The sequence below is a fragment of the Bartonella sp. CR84HXZ genome, assembly GCF_042194535.1.
Taxonomy (GTDB): Bacteria; Pseudomonadota; Alphaproteobacteria; order Rhizobiales; family Rhizobiaceae; genus Bartonella; species Bartonella grahamii.
In genome coordinates, this window is sequence record NZ_JBHIMY010000002.1 from 115,235 (window position 1) to 133,563 (window position 18,329).

Genomic DNA, 18,329 nt, shown 5'->3' on the forward strand with positions numbered 1-18,329 from the left:
CTTATCCTATTTTGAGCAAAGTATCAGAAAGAAATTGGTAAGGTGGAATAGCCAAATTATAGTTAGCTGGACCTGACCGCACTCTTCCAGCGGTATCGTAAACAGATCCATGACAGGGACACAACCATCCTCCAAATTTACCCGATTGCCCAAGTGTTACACAGCCTAGATGCGTACAAAGATTAATAACAATAAGCCAATTTTCACGTCCTTTACCTGCTGAACGCGCAAAATCTGTTGCTTCTTTTTCACCTTCAAGATTAGGATTGCGCGCTTGACGATCTTTTAGAAGACTCAATTCAGTAGCGCGCGCATCAGCAATTTCTTTTGTTGTACGGTTTCGAATAACAACAGGCTGTCCTCGCCACTTTACCGTCACCGACATCCCCTCTTCAATACCAGAAAGATCAACCTCAACAGAGGAAGATGCCAAAACAGCTTGATCTGGACGCAACTGACGGATAAAAGGCCACGCAACCGCTCCCATTCCAACTGCTCCTGCAACAGCTGTTACCAAAAACAGAAAATCCCGCCTCGTTTGCTCACCCATGGACTTAACTTAAAGAGACTATTTGCTAAAACATTCTTCTACCATACCCTCTCCCATTGTACAATGCTTGATCACTCAGTTGCATCAACCATAAAAACATCCCCGTAAAAAACTTCTGCCATTTGTATGGTCTATACAAAAAACTGTTTTATAATGATAATTCATCGTTTTACAGAGTGAATGAAATCCTGAAACACCGTAAGTTTCTTTCATTTCAAACCTATTCATATTAATCAATCAAAATTACTCCCCCGCCTGTGAAAAACGGAGATAGCGTGTAAATAAACACTCCTAAAGAAAGAAACATAGTCTTATTATGACCAGATCTCAGTAAATAAGTTGAGCTTATCGGTTATTTCTTTAACACATTTACAGCATCTCTCCCTCCCTCAATTCCAACTGGTTGAATGAGTATTTTTTCCGCTTCTGCTTTTGCATAAAAAGCATATTTTGTTGATTTTCATTAAAATGGATGATCTAACCTCATTAAATATCCCACTTTTCAACATAATGAGCCAATCCATTTCATGTATCGCTCAATAAAAGGAAGTCCCTAATAGGGAGATTCTCTCTTATCCCAAACAAACCTGTGTACATAACTTTTTCCCTGAAATTTAAAGTGAATAAAAATAAAACATAAAAAAACATGTATTTCTCAAAGCATATTTTTCGAATAAATTGTAACGCTTCTTTACAAAGTTGAAAGAAAAATCATATTACAGAGAACATGACACTTCATATAGCTCTTTTCCAACCTGATATCGCTGGTAATACCGGAACGATTTTACGTCTTAGCGCTTGTTTTGGTTTACATGTGCACATTATTGAACCCGCAGGCTTTAATCTGTCGGATCGTAATCTCAAACGCGCAGGATTGGATTATCTCGAATATGCTTCCTTAGAACGACACATTGATTGGCAACATTTTATAAGCTCCATGAAACACTTTAACCGCCGTCTGTTGCTTTTAAGTACAAAAGCAAAAACATGCTATACGCAGATATGCTATCAAAAAAATGATGTTTTACTTTTTGGTCGTGAAACAGCTGGCGTTCCCGATTATGTTCATGAAACGGCCGATTACACATTGAAAATTCCCATGCAACCACAGGCACGCTCTCTAAATCTCGCCATGTGCGTAGCCATAACAACGGGAGAAGCATTACGCCAAATTGGTTATCATGAAAGAAACTGTAATCTATAAAAACACAACAATTCCATTAAAATCTTTAATAGAACAATAAAAATACATGAAATATGGTTTTAAATAATTAAAAAAATCTTTTTTATAGAATATAGATAGTAATTAAAAGCGCATAAAGTTCAATAATACTTTTGGAATAACTTATAGAATGCCTATAAAAACTCATAAATTATCACGAAAAACAATATACAACATATCAAGAATAGTTAGAGCGTATAACGCTTATCATTTTCCAACAATCAAGTGCTGATAAAATAACATTTCTTAGTGCCCATCACATCCATTTCATATCACCACTTATGAATGATTAAATACTCCTCATAGTAAAAATCCATTGGACATCCCCCTCTTTATGCTCATACAAAGTGCAAACTGCTATCATTATTCTCTTTATCCGTTTTCACTTTCGAGAATCCTTATCTTTGAGATGGTTCATAAGAGACATTTTTTCTCTCTGTAATCATTTTTCCTCACACGGCTTCCCCCACTTGTAACGTGTAAGGCTATAATTTGGATTTATGTAATATGAACAGGTTTGAAATAACCTCACAATATTCGGAGCTCTTGTTTCACATGACGAATAATGAATTATTATTATAAATCAATTTTTTCTAATAATGCATGACGATCCATTAAAAATCCGCTTTCGACCCATATCATTTCTAACTCTTTAAGCTTTTTTCCTAAAAGCACACCTTTAGCAAAACCTTTCTTTATTAAATCGTTACCATTAATGGGAAAAGTTGGAATCTGCCATTTTTTGGCAAGCTGATGAAGCTTGACATAATCCTCTGCTCTTTGCAAAGCATCACTTTTTTCCAGATTATCGAGATGTGATGCAGCGACAGACAACGATAATTGATCTAAAACTGGCTGTCGTCCATGAAAATAAATCAGTTTTTGCACAAAATGATCAGAACAGTTTTGGTTTATTATTTCTAACTCTGCCCATTCTTTTAATCGTGTTGTTTCTTTATGGGAAAAATGCAAGCGCTGTGCCATTTCATGAAGACGTATGGGGTCAGGAGGAAGAAGGCTTTCTAGCCGTAACAATGGATCAACTTTCCAACCAAAAGCGTGTTCTGTCTTCACCAATGCGTGAATTGCATCAATACCCCATCGTTCTGTTTCAGGAAAAATAAGTGCCAAAATTCTGCTTTGTCGCATCCATAAAAGAGCACGCGTTGGATCAAACGCCGCAAGAAGCTTTTTCATTTCTGCCCAAATACGTTCAGAAGAAAGTTTTTTTAAACCGTGTTTTAAACTAACACATGCCTTCAATCCTTGTACATCAGGTCGCCCTGCTCCATACCATGCAAAAAAGCGAAAAAAACGTAAAATACGCAAATAATCTTCGCAAATACGATCTTCTGCAATCCCAATAAAACGAACTGTTCGGCTAGCAATATCACTCAAACCTCCCACATCATCATAAAGATTGCCAGCAGCATCACAATAAAGCGCATTTATCGTAAAATCACGCCGTTCAGCATCTTTTTTCCAATCACGACCAAATGCCACTTTTGCATGACGACCATCTGTTTCAATATCGCAGCGAAGCGTTGTAACCTCATAAGAACATGAATGAGCAACTACTGTTATTGTACCAAAAGCAATCCCTGTAGGAATAGCTTTAAATCCTGCTTCTTCTACACGTGTAATAACCTGTTGCGGCAAACAAGTTGTTGCAATATCAATATCACTAATAGGCTGCCCTAGCAGTTGATTGCGCACTGCTCCCCCTACAATACGCGCCTCTTCTCCCTCCAAAGACAAAACACGAAGAAGTGTTTGGATATCCTTTTGTTGTAACCACGCAACCTGTTTGAAGTCCTGTCTTATATTCACCCTTTAACCTTTCAAAAAAGTTGTCTTCATTGCTTTAAAGAACTCTCTTCATAAAACAAAATTTTTAAGACATCCCTTATAAAACACGTCTATTCCTTCCAAAAAAAACTTTTCTCTTCTTGTATACGAATATGAAAAAAATGGCATATGATACTTCATTTCTTCTCATTTTCTGTTACAAACAATAAAATATCCATTATCATGCAGAGAAAATTACCATTTTTGCGACAAACGCCTTAAGGAAGAAATATGAGTCAACATGATCTATCATCCAATTCTGTAAAAAAGGTCAATATCAATCATGAGGCTCAAGTCATTATTGATGATATTGATATGGCACACAAAGAATTGGATATTTTACAACAAGAAATTGACAAAGTTATTTTTGGGCAAAGTCAGGTAATCGAATATGCTTTAATCTCTATTTTTGCTGGTGGTCACGCCCTTCTTGTCGGTGCTCCAGGACTTGCAAAAACACGTCTTGTTGAAACATTGGGAACAGTCTTAGGGCTTGATGAAAAACGCATCCAATTTACTCCTGACTTAATGCCATCGGATATTATTGGTTCTGAAATTATGGATTCCGATAAAGACGGTAAACGTTCTTTTCGGTACATTCAAGGTCCTATTTTCACGCAACTTCTCATGGCCGATGAAATCAATCGTGCTTCCCCACGGACACAGTCAGCCCTTTTACAAGCTATGCAAGAATATCATGTTACTGTTGCAGGTATCCGTTATGATTTGCCACAACCTTTTCATGTTCTTGCAACGCAAAATCCTCTCGAACAAGAAGGGACCTATCCACTTCCTGAAGCACAACTGGATCGCTTTTTGATGCAAATCGATATTGACTATCCTGACCTCACAACAGAGCGACGGATCATTTTAGAAACAACAAAAGAAAAAAAATCAAATGCAAAACCAATTTTATCCGCCAAAAAATTGCAAAAAATTCAAAATATCGTTCGCAAAATGCCTCTTTCAGAAAATGTGATCGAAGCTATTTTAAAAATTGTCCGCTCAACTCGCCCTCATAAAGACAATAGCCTTGCTAATACTTATGTTTCTTGGGGACCTGGTCCACGGGCATCACAAGCCCTTTCACTTTGTGTTCGCGCCCGTGCTCTTTATTATGGACGCTTAGCCCCCTCACTTGATGATGTTGAAGCATTGGCCTATCCCGTATTACAACACCGCATGGCTCTTAATTTTTCTGCCCGTGCTGAAGATGTAACTGTAAAAGATATTATCAATAACCTTGTGAAAGATGCTCTTTGAATGGCTATTGGCAAAAAAGTTTTACAAAAGCCTCCATTGTCGCTGGCAAATGAACTGGATAAGGATACTGGCAAAATGCCATATTTCCTTTTACAAGCACGTCATATCGCTAATACACTGATAACCGGATGGCATGGACAACGCAAACGCGGTAATGGGGAAAACTTTTGGCAATTTCGTCCCTATGTTGAAGGAGAATCCATTACCCGCATTGATTGGCGGCGCTCAGCGCGTGATGAAAATACATATCTCCGCGAACACGAATGGCAAATGACACAAACCGTTTGGCTCTGTCCTGATCAGAGCGCATCAATGCATTACTGTTCGCGCTTTTCTAAAATCTCTAAAGGTAATCATGCCATTATTCTTACCCTTACCCTAGCATCACTTCTTGCTCGCAGTGGCGAACATATTGCTATTCCAAACTTAATGTCCCCCACAATGACATCCAATGTCGTAGAGCGAATAGCCTTTGCTTTAGAAAATCATTCAGATGAAAATTCATTTCCGGATTTTTCAACGATTACACGCTTTTCACATGTCGTTATAATGAGTGATTTTCTCGACTATCCTGAAAAAATCATCCAACATTTAACCGTTTTAACTACAAAACAGGTGACAGCTCATTTAATTGAAATTTCTGATCCCGCAGAAGAAAGCTTTCCCTACGCAGGTCACACAGAATTTTTTGATCCTGAAACGAAAGAGAAACATGTTTCCACAAAAGCAGAAGATCTTCGTAAGAGCTATTGTAAACTATATCACGCAAGGCGACAAGAGTTGGCAAATTTTTGCGCACGTCAAGGATGGTCTTATCACGTTAGTAAAACGGATCAACCTTTAACAGAGACCATTTTTCATCTTGCAAATACAATGGGCGACTCTCCATTGCAAAAAAGGAGGGCCCTTTGAGTTTTGCTGCTCCCTTTCTGTTACTAGGGCTTTTGTTCCTACCGGTCATTTGGTGGCTGTTGCGGATAACTCCTCCATCTCCGCGTAAAGAGCTTTTTCCTCCGTTACGCTTCTTACCCAAACCAACTCATCAGCAGGAAACAGCAAAACATACACCTTGGTGGTTGCTCTTGTTGCGTTTAACCATAGCGGCACTTGTTATCATAGCGTTAGCACGCCCCACGTGGGATCAAAAACCAATCAGCTTTTCCGGATCTCAACCCCTTGCACTCATTATTGATAATGGTTGGGCTTCTGTAAAAGAATGGAAAAAGCGCATCTCTATCGCTGAAATGCTCCTTGCTCAGGCAGAAAAACAGCAAAAAAATATTTATCTTATTGCAACGGCTGAAAATGATATCTCCAATATAGAGCCGCAACCCGCCAAGATTATAAAACAGCATTTAATGCATTTGCAACCGCGTCCTTGGCCTGTCAACCGTGTGCACGCACTGAAAAAACTCAGAAAAATAACCAAAGGAAAACCTCTTGATGTTGCTTATTTAAGTGATGGATTACAAACAAATGAAGATGAGCAAGCTTTTGCTTTGCTTGAAGAATTAAAACCTGAAAAATTCTTATGGTATTTGGCTGATATTTCCGATTTAATCGGCATAACATCCGTAGAAAATAACGATGGAAGCATGGTCGCGCGTATTATCCGCTCAACAACACACGGCAAAACTTCCGCTACACTCAACCTCTACGATTCAAACAATCAACTTCTCGGTCAATTTACGAAAAATTTCTCTGAAGGAGAAACAACAGCTCTTGTTCCTTTTGATGTACCACTTGAACTACGTAATGATATCGCTTGGATAAAAATGAATAATCAAAACCATGCTGCTGCAACTTTCTTGGTAGACAGCCATAACAAGATAAGCCGTGTTGCTCTTCTATCACCCGATACCAATGAAATGGCACAGCCTTTACTTTCTCCATTTTATTACATTATCAAAGCATTACAGAAATATACACAGCTTATAACCGCCGGTGGAAGAGAGCTTTCAACGGATATTGATTATTTGCTTAAACAAAATCCATCTGTTTTCATTATGAGCGACATGGTTAACATGCCTGAAAAAGCAGAAAAAAAACTTTCTGATTTTGTGAATAAAGGGGGAACACTCATCCGCTTTGCAGGAGAAAAACTCAGTAGTGCAGAACATTATGATAGTCTCCTTCCGATACCGCTACGTCAGGGGCAACGTTTCCTTGGAAGTATTATGTCTTGGACGAAACCACAAAAGCTTGCCCCTTTTGCAAAAAATAGCTTTTTCTTTGATCTTCCTTTTCCAGAAGATGTCACTGTCTCGCGCCAAATCCTCGCAGAACCAACCCCAGATCTTTTTGAAAAAACGTGGCTTAGCCTTTCGGATGGAACCCCTCTTATTACCGCAGCCAAACGTGGTAAAGGAACCCTCATTCTCATTCATGTTGCTCCTGACCCCACATGGTCTAATCTTCCTCTTTCTGGCTTTTTTGCACAAATGTTGCAAAAACTAATCACATTAGGGTCTAACGAAAACACAAACCTAACACACAGAGAAAAAAGAACAATGGTACAAAACCCGTGGCGAACCATAACCGCTGACGGACAATTACAAGTACCGCCCTCTCATGTTGTTCCACTGGTCTTTGACTCTCAAAATCCACCCCATCCTTCCTATAATACTCCCCCAGGACTTTATGGTGTCAAAAGCGATTTTTATGCACTCAATCTCTTAACTCGTTCGTCGCACTTGATGAAACAATCATCATTGCCAACTTCTCTTAATAAAAGCCCTTTATCTTACGATACAAAAGAAAAAAATCTTATCGGTCCACTTTTAGGATTAGCCATCTTATTATTCGCCTTTGACAATTTTCTCATTTTATGGATGGGAGATATTTTTTCTTTCATGAAACGGCGTAATATGTTTCTCCTCCCTTTTATAAGTCTTATTGCCTTGTTTTCATATGATCCAACTCTTTATGCACAAACGAAAGAAAATCATCATGATAGTGTACAAGCTGCTGGTGCAACACATCTTGCCTATGTTATAACCAATAATCATGAAATTGATACAACGAGTAAAAGTGGTCTAGAAGCGTTAAGTCAATTTATCGCAGAACGTACAATGCTTACCCCAGGCTCTGTTACAGCACTTGATCTCGATAAAGATGAACTCTCTTTTTATCCTCTTATTTACTGGCCAATTGATGTTAAGAGTCCTATACCTACTCCCAAAAGTCTTGAAAAAATAAATAACTTTATGAAACATGGGGGAACAATTTTATTTGACACACGCGATCAGATAAAGAGCAATCTTAATCTTGAAGGAGATGCCACTCCAGAAACGCAACGATTACGAGATATCTTAAAAGAGTTAAATATTCCATCCATTGAGCCAGCATCAACGGATCATGTTGTTGCACGTTCTTTTTATATTATGCCAGATTTTCCTGGTCTCTACCGTGGTTCACCTTTATGGATTGAATCCTCATCAACAAACAAAAAAAATAAAAATTCTCTTGCTAGCGGTGATAATGTAAGTTCTCTTCTCATCACCGCCAATAACTTTGCCGGTGCTTGGGCACTGGATGAAAAAGGGACATGGAAATATCCCCTTGTTCCCAATGATCCAATGCAACGTCTATGGGCATTTCGTGCAGGTTTAAATATTGTCCTTTATGTTCTTACAGGAAACTATAAAGCGGACCAAGTTCATGTTCCAGCACTCTTGGAACGCTTTAAAAGAGAAAGAAGGCAATGATATCATTTTTCACTTTTCAGCCTTTTTTACCACTCATTTGGATTCTGTTCTTAAGTGGAATATCGATGCTTTTTGTCGTTGTTGGTCTTGTTACGCAACGTCAAGGTTCTTTATTTCGTCTGATGGCATTAAGCGCCCTCATCCTTGCTTTGCTCAATCCAATGATCATAAAAGAACAGCGCGAACCACTGAAAAGCACAGTAGGTATTGTCATTGACCGCAGCAAAAGCCAAACATTTGGAACACGTACAAACGATAGTGATGAAGCGCGCGCGCAATTAACGCAAGCATTGGCGCATTATCCACAATTTGAACCACGCTTTATTGAAGCTGGAAAACTTGCTGATAATCAGTATGCGCCCTCAACGAATTTGTTTGATGCTTTAACACAAGCAGTATCTGATGTGCCGTCCTCTCGTTATGCAGGAACCATTTTTATCACCGATGGACAAGTACATGACATCCCTTCCATTTCAGACCTTCATCATAAAGCACCTCTCAATGCTCTGATTACAGGACACTCAGATGAATTTGATCGCCAAATCAAGTTTATTTCTCCTCCACGCTTTGCCCTTGTCAACAAACCACAAACGCTCTCCATTTTGGTAGAAGATAAAGGCCCCGCCAAAAAAACAATACCACAGAAAGCAAATATTACACTAAGCGTCAATGGACAAAACATTGGCCATTATTCTGTAACTCCTGGCGTGATTTTTCAAACTGAAATTACCCTTCCTCATGCTGAAAAAAATATTATCCAAGTGATAACCGATCCACACAAAGGTGAACTAAGCTTTGAAAACAACCGCGCCATAACAATCATTGAAGGAATCAGAGAAAATTTACGCGTTCTTCTTATTTCAGGTGCTCCTTATAATGGAGAACGGACATGGCGAGACCTTTTGAAAGGTGACTCCAATATTGATCTTGTTCACTTTACTATTTTACGTCCTCCCACCAAAGCAGATAATACGCCCTTAAGCCAATTATCCTTGGTGGTCTTTCCGACAAGAAAACTCTTTGTTGAAGAGATTAATAACTTTGATCTCATTATCCTTGATGGCTACCAGCACTCTGCTGCTCTACCCTTAATCTATTATGATTATATCGCCCAATATGTACAAAAGGGGGGTGCATTGCTGATGGTAACAGGACCTGAATTTACAAAAAACAACTCACTTGCGAAAACACCTTTAATAAGCATTCTACCGGCATTGCCCAATGGAACTATTATTGAAAAGCCTTTTCGCCCCACATTAACCAAAGAAGGTGAACGCCATCCTGTCACAAGGGGCCTTGCAACACTTAACCTTCCAGCTTCTCAATGGGGGCAATGGTTGCGACAAATTGCTATTCAAAACATAAATAACGGAATCGCCCTCATGAAAGGAGCCGATGAACAACCACTTTTACTTCTCGCGCATGTTGATAAAGGACGTGTAGGCATGTTGCTCTCCGATGAAAGTTGGCTTTGGGCACGAGGTTTCGAAGGCGGCGGTCCTTATGCAGCTCTTTATCGTCGTATTGCCCATTGGCTCATGAAAGAACCAGAGCTTGAGGAAGAAAAATTAAGTGCAACTAGCAGCCATCATCATTTAACAATTCACCGCCAAACTCTAAAAGACCATCCAGAACCCGCTGAAATAACCTTTCCTTCTGGAAAAAAAGAACATATCACTCTCACCAAAGAGCAAGAAGGTCTCTTCAGCGCAACTGGGACCACTAATGAAACAGGAATTTTTACCATTAAAAATGGCGATTTAACAATACTTTCTTCTGTAGGGATGCTCGATAATCTTGAATTGTTTGACTTAATTTCAACACAAGAAAAACTAGCCCCCATTATTAAACACACCGGTGGTTATATCGGACGGTTACATCCTGAGGGAAAAGAAAACATTCATCTTCCTCCATTCAAGCTGATTCAATCAAAAATAAACCCGTCTTCTTCCCCAGCACATTCAATTGTTCTGAAAGAAGCGACAGAAACCCGTTTAATTAATACCTTTTATTTTTCGATATTTTCTGGTTTCTTGGCGCTGCTTGCTTGCCTTTTACTGTTGAGCAGCATGTGGTATCGTGAAAGCCGTTGAAAAATCTGAAATTTCGTATAATAGTCTTAAAATTTAGCTTATTTTTTTGTGTATTTTCTTGTCTTTTACAATTAGATAAAAACATTGATCTATAATGATAATTTATCATTATAGTCATATTGAGTCATTATTCCCTGTAGGATTTTTCTTTTTTGTAATACTTTCTATATTAAATTAATTAAAATCACTCGCTTGCACATCATTAAAAGAGGTCTGTATGAATAAAAACCATTGAAGAAAAGAGTAAAGTACCTCTTATGAATCCTCTTAAAGCAAGGATTTTCACAAAATTGGGAGGGGAATAGTATAATGGTTTTACTTTGCACCTTGTATAAATGTAAAATGGTGGCGCATAATAAGCCTTATAAACGGGGCTTTTCATAGTATTGAGAACTTTCGTGAAATGGAATCAAGCGCACTGGGAAATATCTCTTCAAAACAAATATATGAATGTACAGCACAATGATATTTTATTTGGGATATTCCTCTTGAATCGTTCTGTTTTGCGTGAAAAAATCTCCCATTAAAAGCAATACATGGCAGCCCAAAACCGTAAAAATTCCTGATAAATACAATACATTCTTTTGCATTTTATACTGAATAATTAGATTTTTTATGATAATGTGTAGTCGTATAAAAGCTATTTAAAAGTCTTAAAACTTTATGACCATCATTTTAAAGTCTATCCCATCATACAAAAGACATATCAATTGCCAAGAATGATATGTTGTATTATGTTGCTCTTTTCATAAAAAATACAATACAGCGTTAATTCTTCAAAGAATTTTCTCATATTTTCAACAAGCTATTTTTCATTTTACAATCCTTCTTGCCTTTAAGTATCAACTTATCTTATGCTTATTCTCTAAATCATTTTTAATACTCTACGAGCTTTTATGTTTTATCTTGCCCATATATCGGATGTACATCTTTCCCCTCTCCCGCAACCTTCCCTTTTTGAACTTTCTGGAAAGCGTCTTACCGGTTATCTGAATTGGCAAAGAAAACGTAAGAGTCAAATGGTAACAAATGTCCTAGAAACTTTAATAGATGCCTTAAACAAAAAAAAACCTGATCATCTTGTGATCTCTGGTGATCTTGTGAATCTTGCTCTAGATAAGGAATTTGAACAAGCACATCGTTGGCTACTTAACTTAGGACAACCTCAAGATATTTCCTTGACATTTGGAAATCATGACGCCTATGTCCGCGGTGCTTTCCAAAAAGCATGTACTCTTTTTAAACCTTGGATCACAGGTGACGTCCCTCAAAAAAGCGCCTTTCTTTTTCCTTATATGCGCATTCGCAAAAATGTCGCCATTATAGCAACTTCTTCAGCCATCGCGACACCACCTTTTCAAGCTTCTGGTTATTTTGGTAAAATACAAGCGCAAACTTTACCACTCTTTTTAAAGGAAGCAGCACAGCGTAACCTTTTTCGTGTCGTCATGATTCACCATCCCCCCTTTCCCAAGGCAACATCTTGGCATAAAAAACTACGAGATATAAAACGTTTTCTAGACGTTATCAAATATCACGGTTGCGAACTTATTCTTCACGGACATACTCATTTACCTACATTGAATTACATTGAAGGACCTATAAAAAAAATTCCTATTGTTGGTGTTCCTTCCGCATCACAAGCTTTTGGTGATAAAAAACCACCCGCAGGCTTTAATTTATTTTCCATTGAACGCTTACAAAATCAATGGCACTGCCAATTGCAACGTTATAGCATTATAACCCCCCAAAACGAGATTGCATGTACTGAAACAATTAATCTTTAAACACCTTCATAGTTGCCAAAACAACCAAAAACATAGTTGCCAAAACAACCAAAAACGAAAGTATTTTTATTTCATATCCCTTTGGAAATCATAATTCTTATTTCTCTTTAAACGACAAAGTTCCACTTTCTCTGTCGATAAATCAATTTCTCTCAGAGAATTCCATCTGCTAACCCCTCTTATATGACTGGCTTTACAAACTCATTGGTTTACTTCCTTCCCGTCCTAAAGGACGAAAATTTCTACCACACCTGATCTATAAATAATCCAGATTCTTGTCGCACGGATTCCACCTGCTAATTGTGCATGTGATTTGCTTCACAAAGCTCTACACACAAATCCCGCCTTGAATTTCATCATACACTCCTCCAAAAGCATCTAATGCATAAAATCCTTATACCACTACAGTGATGATATTTTATAGAATAATAGAGAAGCTTATTCAGCTTCTATACCTGAAAATCAATGACTAAAAAATCCCAATAATAACTAAAGTATATAATTTCAATAACCCAACCTATTTGTAATTGATAAACAAACGATGCTGATTGATTTATCGTAAATAGATTTGAAATTATTCTCTCTTATTTCACTCGACATTTATTATCGTACATTTAAAAGATTTATAAAAAATTATAGATTCTATTTCGATAACAGGCATAGGTAACAATGTTTTTTATGTCTCGATAAATTTCTAATTTTCTATCTATTTTTCCTATAAATCACTTTATAATACTCTTTATAATTATTTTATTATTATAAATTATTATTTATAATATTAAATAAAATATTTTACGATAACGAAAAACAGAAAAGTCGATTGTATGAAAGGTATTTCAAATAAAACAAAACGCCATTAAGTTGCCAATTCATGTGTTTGTTAAAAAAGCATCTTTTAAAGCACCCAAATCCATTTCCCCATGGCACCTATGAATAATGTAATGATAAGTCCATTTAGTAGCACCATCTTTACATTTATGAAAAAGCAAACTAGTATCAAATCTCACACTTTGCCAACCCCAATCTAGCGACAGCCTTTGGCACTTGAGATGGTTCATAAGAGGCATTTTTATTCTTTCTTTAATGTTTTTTATCTCACGGCTCTCCCTCCTTTGACGTACAAAAAACATGGTTTTGATTGGTTCAACATGGTATAGGTTAAAAATGAGAAAATCTTATGATACTTGGGGCTCTCACTCAACATAAAAAGGTAAATTATATTTACAAATCAAAGTATTGTTCGAATAAAATAGTAGCTCTTTTGAGTGAAGGATATTTTCCAGCACATATCTAAAAAATAAAAGCCTCATTCGAAAATGAGACTTTTGAATTTTTAATTCTGCAAAAATTTAAAATTTATAAGCTACACCTACGCGGAAATCGTTTGTCTTGTAGCCCATTTCAAATTTATCATGCACGAACTTCTTTTTACCAAAATCTGAATAACGGTATTCTGCACGCACAATAACATTATCAGTCATTGCAAAATCAACACCACCCCCGAGGGTATAACCAATCATGGTCTTTTTTTCATCATGCAACCAATCAGAAAAATTAACTGCTCTGTTGTTGCTATCAGCAACTAACCCAAAAATATTCTGAAGCTGCGTATAAGCAACCCCTCCAGAAACATAAGGCATCACACGCTCAATCGCAAAACCAACTTTCACCCGCGTAGCACCAGCCCATTTTTGTTTTAAAGTATGGCGTACAGCTTCAATAGGTATTGCCGAATCCTCCTCATGAGAATCTCTTGTTAGATTTGTTTCTTCTGAAGAAGCTTCTTCAGTTTGACTTTTTTTTGGTCGATTAATATCTTTTGTACTCTTTTTATCAGACCACATAATATCCGTATCAATACCTATAATAAAACCATTATCGATATCAATATTGGAACCTGCATAAACTCCCCCTATAAAACCAGAAAGTTTAGGTAAATCCTCCTTTCCAATTGGATTCCATATCCCCGTCTCATCTTTTAAATAACTTGCAGTTGTTTTACCTGAAAAGCTACCAATCTGTCCTCCAAGATAAAATCCTGTCCAAGAAAAAGCAGGAACTGCAATAACAGGAACAGGCTGTTCAGGAGTAATGACATCCGCCGCTTGTACTACAGAAATTGAAATTAAAGAAAAGATAGATGTTGAGACTAAATACTTTGTAATCATAATTGCTCCCCTAAAAGCTAATGTGATACATAAATAATAGTAAATCGTTTCACATTTTTTTTAAAAAATCTATAGCAAAAATGACACAGTTACAAAAAAATAAAAGTAGTTTTAATAAATAATATTATAAAAAACTTTAAATATGCTTTGTATTTCCATTAATTATTACATATTATCTTTTATAGCTTCATATTAATCATTATTATCCATAATTATACAAATAATTATAATGTCATTTTTTTGAAAAAATGAGGTATGTAATCAATAAAGCTTTTTATCATATTGATTTCAATATGTTGGTATTATTAGTGTAATGAGACATAATCTCTATAAGTTTTTATATAAATCTGTACGATCAAATACGATCAAAATACTCTTGCATATATTCTTGTGTTGAATATCTCTTAATTCATAAATGTATCTGATATACTGCTGCTTAATAAATGACCCATATGCTTTTTCATATACAGGAGATAAGATTCATAAAGAATATCATTCACTAAACTCGTCACTCATCGCTTTTTGTATAAAGAATGACACCTAGAATGGCACATTTAACAGAGAATTTTTTTCATCACACTTGAGAAATCAGTAGAGAACTTCACTCTAACCCTCTCAAGCGTGTAATGAAATAAAAGACAAAAATTAATATATAAAAATCGAATTAATAATTTTTATTATTCTTATAGAATTATTTTAATGTTTCATGATTTTTGTAAAAACTGAACAGACCAATTGCCCAGTTTCTGCAATTAACTTTTCAACACGAAGCAAATCAGGTTCCCCAACACTATTTAACAAAAGGTCACTTAATCCAGGTGGCATATTATTGGGATCAAGAGAATCATTTAAGCAAAGCCGTATAATTTGACTCAAATTTGTATAAAGACGATAGGCATAATGTAAATCAGCAATACATGACTGATTAAGAAAACTGTTTGGTAAGTGATCTAAAATATCAGCTGTTGTTGCTCCAATTTGAAACTCAATGACATGCGTAATAAGAGAAAATTGAGCAATAAACTCCAAATCCATAATGCCACCAGACATCGTTTTTAAATCCCATTGATTTTTTGGCGGCTTTTCTTTTGCAATCAAGGAACGCATTTCACATACTTCTTTTGCAACTTCCTTCTTATCACGAGAAATAGCAATAATTGCACACACTTCATTTTCTAGCTTTTGTAAAAAATCAGGATCTCCTGCAATGCCTCGAGCCCTTGTTAAAGCAAGATATTCCCATATCCATGCTTCTTGGCGATAATACTTTTTAAAAAATGGAAAAGAAACAGCAACAGGTCCTTTATTGCCTAACGGCCGTAACCTTAAATCAACGACATAAAGAACACCTTGGCTTGTAAGAGTGGATAAAGCAGAAATGAGGCGCTGTGCTAAACGCGTATAATATTGAGAGATATAAAGAGGCTTTTCTCCATCAGATATTTCTGCATCATCATCGTGTTCATAAAGCAAAACGAGGTCAACATCGGAATCTGCCGTCAATTCGCGACTTCCAAGCTTCCCCATACCCAATATGCCAACACGCCCCCCTTTAACACTACCATGAAGACGAGAAAATTCCTCTTGAACGGCAGCAAATGTTTTTGTAATCATAAGATCAGCAAGCGCAGTAAAAGCAAAACCCGCTCTTTCTCCTGTAATTGCACCATTCAAAATTCGAATACCAATCAAAAAACGTTGTTCATCTGCAAAAATTCTTAAATGATCGAGAATTTCCTCATAAGGAAAGATATTTTCAAGAAAATATTCAAGCCGTTTTTCTAAATACATTTTTGTTGGTAATTCTGAAAGAATATTCGGATCTAACATTCCATCAAAAACATGGGATCTGCGTGTAATAATTTCTGCAAGACGTGGAGCAGCGCCCATAATAAGGACAAGCATATCCAAAAGAGAGGTATTAGACTGCAAAAGACTAAAAAGCTGAATTCCTGAAGGTAAGCCCTGTAAAAAACTATCAAAACGCAACATCGCCTCATCAGCTCGTTTTGTCCCACCAAAAGCTTTCAAAAGAGCTGGTGTTAATTCCGTTAATCTCTCGCGTGCTTCGGCTGATTGCGTTGCTTTATAACGACCACAATGGAGAGTACGCATAATACGACAAATATCACTTGCTCTTTCAAAGCCTAAACGGCTTAACGTTATTAATGTCTCCGGATCATCTTCTTCACCTGTAAAAACTAAATTACCAATTTCTAAACCAAGTTCTTGCTCATTCTCAAACAGTGCTGCATAATGTTTTTCAACAACCTGAAGTGTTTTTAATAAATCACGGATAAAACTGCTGCTGTCTTGATAACCCATTAAATAGGCAACACTTGTGAATTGAGCAATATCATTTGGAAGAAGGTGTGTTTGTTCATCGAAAAGCATCTGAATACGATGTTCCACATTTCGAAGAAAAGCATAACTTTTTATAAGGCTATTTCTGGTTTTCTCACTGATCCAACCAAGCGTGTGAAGTTCTGCTAACATTGCAACTGTCTGGCGTCCACGTAATTGAGGAAAACGCCCACCAGCAATGAGCTGTTGTGTCTGAACAAAAAACTCAATCTCACGAATACCACCACGACCTAACTTTATATTATGCCCATAAGCTGCAATTTGACCGTAATTTTTATGCGCATGAATTTGACGTTTGATCGAATGAATATCAGCAATAGCAGCGTAATCTAAATATTTCCGCCACACATAGGGAAAAAGCTCTTTAAGAAAGTTAAAACCTGCCCTCTTATCGCCAGCAACTGGACGTGCTTTAATCATGGCTGCTCGTTCCCAATTTTGCCCACGCCCTTCGTAATACCGCAAGGCAGTCCTTACTGGTAGAGCCAAAGGAGTTGATCCTGGATCTGGACGAAGTCGAAAATCAAGACGAAAAACATATCCTTCCGCAGTGCGTTCTTGAATGATACGGATTAATCGGCGTACCATTTTAGAAAATACGTCAACACTTTCAGAAAGATTACCAATATGAGGTGATGTTTCATCAATGAAAACAATAAGATCAATATCAGAAGAATAATTAAGTTCCCCTGCTCCTAATTTTCCCATCCCTAAAATAATTAAACCACAGTCTTTTTCTGGATTTTCACGGCTTAATAAATTGATCTTACCATGATCATGCGCTTCTCTTAATAGAAAACGCAGCGCTACACTTAATGCTGCTTCGCCCAAACGTGTCAACCAAACACATGAAACTTCGTAAGTAAAAACACCACTCAAATCAGCTAAAGCAATGAGAACATGCGCTTCTCGTTTTTTGCGCCTTAAAGCAGCCATCAATGAAGTTTCATTTATAGATTCATCCTTATCAATAGCCGTAATATCATCTATAATTTCGCTCAGCCTTGTTTCTATATCAACATTTAATAAAGCACTAAGATATGATGGATTGGCAATTAAAACCTCACGCAAAAAAGGAGATAAGGTCATAACCGAACTGATAAAAACTATCTGCGTTCCACTCTCTGAAATAAGGGAAACAAGCGATTCTAAACCTTCTTTCCTTGCTTGTTCTTCCATGTCTTTTAACCATTGGGAACCACTTTTATCGAGAGGGCATAAAGGGAGAAGCTGTGTTTTTAAAAAAGCTTGTTTCGTCTGCGCTCCCTTGAAAAGCATTTTGCCTTCCTTTCTATTGCTTTATACTTTTAAAATAGTTGTTACGTAT

The 18,329-nt window shown here is 36.9% G+C and carries 10 protein-coding genes; 6 read left to right on the forward strand and 4 right to left on the reverse strand.

Annotation, left to right across the window (positions count from 1 at the left end; all coding sequences use genetic code 11):
- Position 1 precedes the first annotated feature (1 nt).
- Positions 2-550, reverse strand: a complete 549-nt coding sequence (gene petA, locus ACFIKD_RS01725; RefSeq protein WP_375644862.1) for a ubiquinol-cytochrome c reductase iron-sulfur subunit — start codon at positions 548-550, stop codon at positions 2-4.
- Between the two features lie 727 nt (positions 551-1,277).
- On the opposite strand from petA, the gene ACFIKD_RS01730 reads away from it, so the two are divergent.
- A complete protein-coding gene (locus ACFIKD_RS01730) occupies positions 1,278-1,754 on the forward strand; it encodes a tRNA (cytidine(34)-2'-O)-methyltransferase (RefSeq protein WP_375635724.1) in 477 nt (158 codons plus the stop codon).
- 594 nt (positions 1,755-2,348) lie between these two features.
- On the opposite strand, the gene ACFIKD_RS01735 is transcribed toward ACFIKD_RS01730, so the two are convergent.
- The gene (locus tag ACFIKD_RS01735) at positions 2,349-3,602 is read right to left on the reverse strand and encodes a CCA tRNA nucleotidyltransferase (RefSeq protein WP_375635725.1); all 1,254 of its coding nucleotides are present in this window, start codon (positions 3,600-3,602) and stop codon (positions 2,349-2,351) included.
- Positions 3,603-3,851: 249 nt separating this feature from the next.
- On the opposite strand from ACFIKD_RS01735, the gene ACFIKD_RS01740 reads away from it, so the two are divergent.
- The 5 genes from ACFIKD_RS01740 to ACFIKD_RS01760 all read left to right on the forward strand — a co-directional run bounded on the left by ACFIKD_RS01740 (position 3,852) and on the right by ACFIKD_RS01760 (position 12,470).
- The gene (locus ACFIKD_RS01740; RefSeq protein WP_375635726.1) at positions 3,852-4,883 is read left to right on the forward strand and encodes an AAA family ATPase; all 1,032 of its coding nucleotides are present in this window, start codon (positions 3,852-3,854) and stop codon (positions 4,881-4,883) included.
- Positions 4,884-5,795 (forward strand): DUF58 domain-containing protein, encoded by a 912-nt coding sequence (locus ACFIKD_RS01745; protein ID WP_375647054.1) that lies wholly within the window; start codon positions 4,884-4,886, stop codon positions 5,793-5,795.
- On the forward strand, positions 5,792-8,590 hold the full coding sequence (locus ACFIKD_RS01750; RefSeq protein ID WP_375647055.1) for a DUF4159 domain-containing protein: 2,799 nt from the start codon (positions 5,792-5,794) through the stop codon (positions 8,588-8,590). Before ACFIKD_RS01745 ends, ACFIKD_RS01750 begins: the two co-directional genes overlap by 4 nt.
- Positions 8,587-10,683 carry a glutamine amidotransferase gene (locus ACFIKD_RS01755; RefSeq protein WP_375647056.1) on the forward strand — a complete coding sequence of 699 codons (2,097 nt, stop codon included), beginning with the start codon at positions 8,587-8,589 and terminating at the stop codon, positions 10,681-10,683. Before ACFIKD_RS01750 ends, ACFIKD_RS01755 begins: the two co-directional genes overlap by 4 nt.
- A gap of 896 nt (positions 10,684-11,579) precedes the next feature.
- On the forward strand, positions 11,580-12,470 hold the full coding sequence (locus tag ACFIKD_RS01760; protein WP_375635730.1) for a metallophosphoesterase family protein: 891 nt from the start codon (positions 11,580-11,582) through the stop codon (positions 12,468-12,470).
- A 1,349-nt stretch (positions 12,471-13,819) separates the two neighbouring features.
- On the opposite strand, the gene ACFIKD_RS01765 is transcribed toward ACFIKD_RS01760, so the two are convergent.
- Together ACFIKD_RS01765 and ACFIKD_RS01770 are read right to left on the reverse strand one after the other, a co-directional pair.
- A complete protein-coding gene (locus ACFIKD_RS01765; RefSeq protein ID WP_375644858.1) occupies positions 13,820-14,638 on the reverse strand; it encodes an outer membrane protein in 819 nt (272 codons plus the stop codon).
- A gap of 696 nt (positions 14,639-15,334) precedes the next feature.
- Positions 15,335-18,280 carry a bifunctional [glutamine synthetase] adenylyltransferase/[glutamine synthetase]-adenylyl-L-tyrosine phosphorylase gene (locus ACFIKD_RS01770; RefSeq protein WP_375647058.1) on the reverse strand — a complete coding sequence of 982 codons (2,946 nt, stop codon included), beginning with the start codon at positions 18,278-18,280 and terminating at the stop codon, positions 15,335-15,337.
- Positions 18,281-18,329 lie beyond the last annotated feature (49 nt).

Bases quoted from the DNA above. Each gene is read 5' to 3' on its own strand.
- ACFIKD_RS01770 (WP_375647058.1), bottom strand. From the start codon at position 18,280: ATGCTTTTCAAGGGAGCGCAGACGAAACAAGCTTTTTTAAAAACACAG.
- petA (WP_375644862.1), bottom strand. From the start codon at position 550: ATGGGTGAGCAAACGAGGCGGGATTTTCTGTTTTTGGTAACAGCTGTT.
- ACFIKD_RS01740 (WP_375635726.1), top strand. From the start codon at position 3,852: ATGAGTCAACATGATCTATCATCCAATTCTGTAAAAAAGGTCAATATC.
- ACFIKD_RS01765 (WP_375644858.1), bottom strand. From the start codon at position 14,638: ATGATTACAAAGTATTTAGTCTCAACATCTATCTTTTCTTTAATTTCA.
- ACFIKD_RS01745 (WP_375647054.1), top strand. From the start codon at position 4,884: ATGGCTATTGGCAAAAAAGTTTTACAAAAGCCTCCATTGTCGCTGGCA.
- ACFIKD_RS01730 (WP_375635724.1), top strand. From the start codon at position 1,278: ATGACACTTCATATAGCTCTTTTCCAACCTGATATCGCTGGTAATACC.
- ACFIKD_RS01755 (WP_375647056.1), top strand. From the start codon at position 8,587: ATGATATCATTTTTCACTTTTCAGCCTTTTTTACCACTCATTTGGATT.
- ACFIKD_RS01760 (WP_375635730.1), top strand. From the start codon at position 11,580: ATGTTTTATCTTGCCCATATATCGGATGTACATCTTTCCCCTCTCCCG.